Below are 2,457 nucleotides of genomic sequence, written 5' to 3' on the forward strand. Positions count from 1 at the left end.
TCGGGTGGCTGTTCCTGAACTGCAGAAATAACTCATTGTAAATGCTGCGCGTCTCATTGATGTTCACCTGCCAGCACTCCCGTCGCAGCAAGACGTGGAGGCGCCGATAGACGTATCGCACCCGCGCCTCGCAGATCTCCCGGATCCGCCTATCGACGGCCGCATGGTCCGTGTGGCGGGGCGTGTAGTGGAGCACGGAGGTATTAAACTGCAGCGTTCCGCCTTCATGGCTGCTCGGACCGATGACGCACCCATGACGACCCGCGCGTATCAACACATTCCAATAAAAGCGCTTCCCGCGAATGCACTCGCGCATCCGGCCAAGGTGAGCCAATCGGCGCCGCTGATTCAAGCCGGCTGGCGAATGAGCTTTCCGCAGATAACGTCCTCCCGCATTTCCGGGTCCAGCGTCAGGACGGCGACGACCTTCGTGCGCCGGCTGTTCTCACTCGGCGCTGCAGTTGAACCAATGGCTCTTGCACCTCATTCCAGCGATTTCCGCCGGCGCATTTTGTCAGGCAGCAGGCCGCCAGTCCGCGTGCGTTGGGTGAACAGCCCACCGGACTTTTCATTGATCCTCCATTCTCCAGTCGGAATAGGTCACTTGGCTGATCGCCGCCTTGCGGCAACTCTCGACCACCGGCGTACCTGCTTCGCCTTGTTTCAGAGTGAACGCCTCCGTAAACCTCGAAGCCCTCACCGGTCCCAGCTCCTCTCCCAGCCAAGAAAGGCTAGCTTGAACTTTCAGTTTCAAACCTGCCGGTCCTCACGGGCAAGGCCGCGAAAAAAATTTCAGTTCGAATTCACCCAAAGGTTGCATGAAAATACAATAATCTACTTAATAAAATTTAGATGACATGATTCGTCACGTTGAAGAACGCTGGTAGACTCACCCACCACCTTGACGGAAAATAATAGTTCCAATGTCCCGCCAGATTAAGGATAATTATTATTAAGATATTCGATATTCTGCATTATGATATTATTTTTCACTGATAAAACCGAGAGTATATCAATCCAGAATTTTATTGTTTATCAATAAAATCAGGCACTTAACTTTATATTGGCTAGATCCGCGCATCCGCTTCGGAACCCGATTTATATTATAAGTCTGCGGTGAATTGGGCTTGCTCGATGAAATATGTGGCGCTTCCTTTAAAATAAAAAATTTATTGATTTTAATCATAAATTTCTGTTGGTCCGCCCATTACTCAAATTACCTCACCATATGAAAACGCATCATGGGTCCACGGATGCGTCTGGCAAAGCGCCCCGCAACCCTCCAGGAATTGAACAGGTCGCCAATGGACCACTCCCTCATTCTTGTTTACCTTGGTTAACAGACCATTTTTATAGTTTGGCGTTCCTCAAGGGATGTCGGGACCTCGTGCATTGGTGGAGCGAACAGTGGACAACGCCTCAGAGACACTGTCTTGCCCAAGCTTCGCGACAGCGCCGGACCGTCATCAGCTGTACCTGACCGAGGCGCATCGCGACAATTTGGCGATGATCAAGGCATGGACCAAATTCGACCGCGGGTTGCTGGTCCTCTCAGGGCCGTCGAAAATTGGAAAGACTGTCCAGGCGTTGGAGTTCATGGCCCTGTCGTCCGGCAGCATGAAGATCGGCCGGGTCAGTCTTGATCGGCAGGGCATCGATCTTTCGCAGGAGGTGCCGAAAGCGTTTGGCATCAGCTCTGCCGAGCCGTTGAGCGATCTTGCGCGGCTTCTGGAGAAATCCAGGGCGGCCTACAAGAAATGCGTGCTGATCGTCGACAATGCGCATCTGATCTCGGAAGCGTCAAAGGCGTTCCTGGAGGAGTTCACCGCCGCGTCAGGGTTGCAGCAACCCCTGTATGTCCTGCTGGTCGGGCGCGGAGAGGCAGCGGCGCTGCTTGACCCTCCCGTCAACGAGGAGCTGCGGCGAAGAATCGGCGGCCATCTGCGCATGCAGCCCTTCGCGCAGGCAGAGACGGCCCAGTACATCGCGCATCGTTTCCACGTCCGGAAATGTCAGTGCCATGGTGGCCATCAGCCGTTCGATGCCGGAGGCCTCTGGCTGATCCATATGGCGTCCGGAGGTTATCCCGGGCATATCGACCGTCTGGTACAGCATTGCTTGGCCAGAGAGCGCGCAGCTCCGGGCGGCAAACTGGACGAAAATGCGGTCCATACGTTCCTTGCCGAACTGGCGCAGGCAGGGACATTGCCGCAACCACTACCGGATCTGCCTGCAGGGGGCTACAAGGACGAACCGCTGCCGGAGGAAGAACCGACCGCGCCGTTATCTTTTCAGGGCGCAGAGACGGAAGCGGTCCCCGAATACAGTCCGTCCCTGCAGATGGACGATCCCCCGGCCCGACAATGGCTGAAGCCCGCAGTGGCGGGGGCCGTGGTCATTGGTCTTGTCGCCGTGACCGGATATGTGATGACCGCGGGCGACGGCCCGGAGGCCCCC

Annotated in this window: 1 protein-coding gene; it reads left to right on the plus strand. The window is 55.7% G+C overall.

Annotated elements, in window-relative coordinates; translation table 11 throughout:
- Positions 1-1,407 precede the first annotated feature (1,407 nt).
- The coding region (locus TY51_RS16975) for an AAA family ATPase (protein WP_042251752.1) at positions 1,408-2,457 on the plus strand (1,050 nt) is incomplete at its 3' end.

It is taken from the genome of Paracoccus sp. PAMC 22219 (assembly GCF_000787695.1).
In the GTDB taxonomy this organism is placed as follows: domain Bacteria; phylum Pseudomonadota; class Alphaproteobacteria; order Rhodobacterales; family Rhodobacteraceae; genus Paracoccus.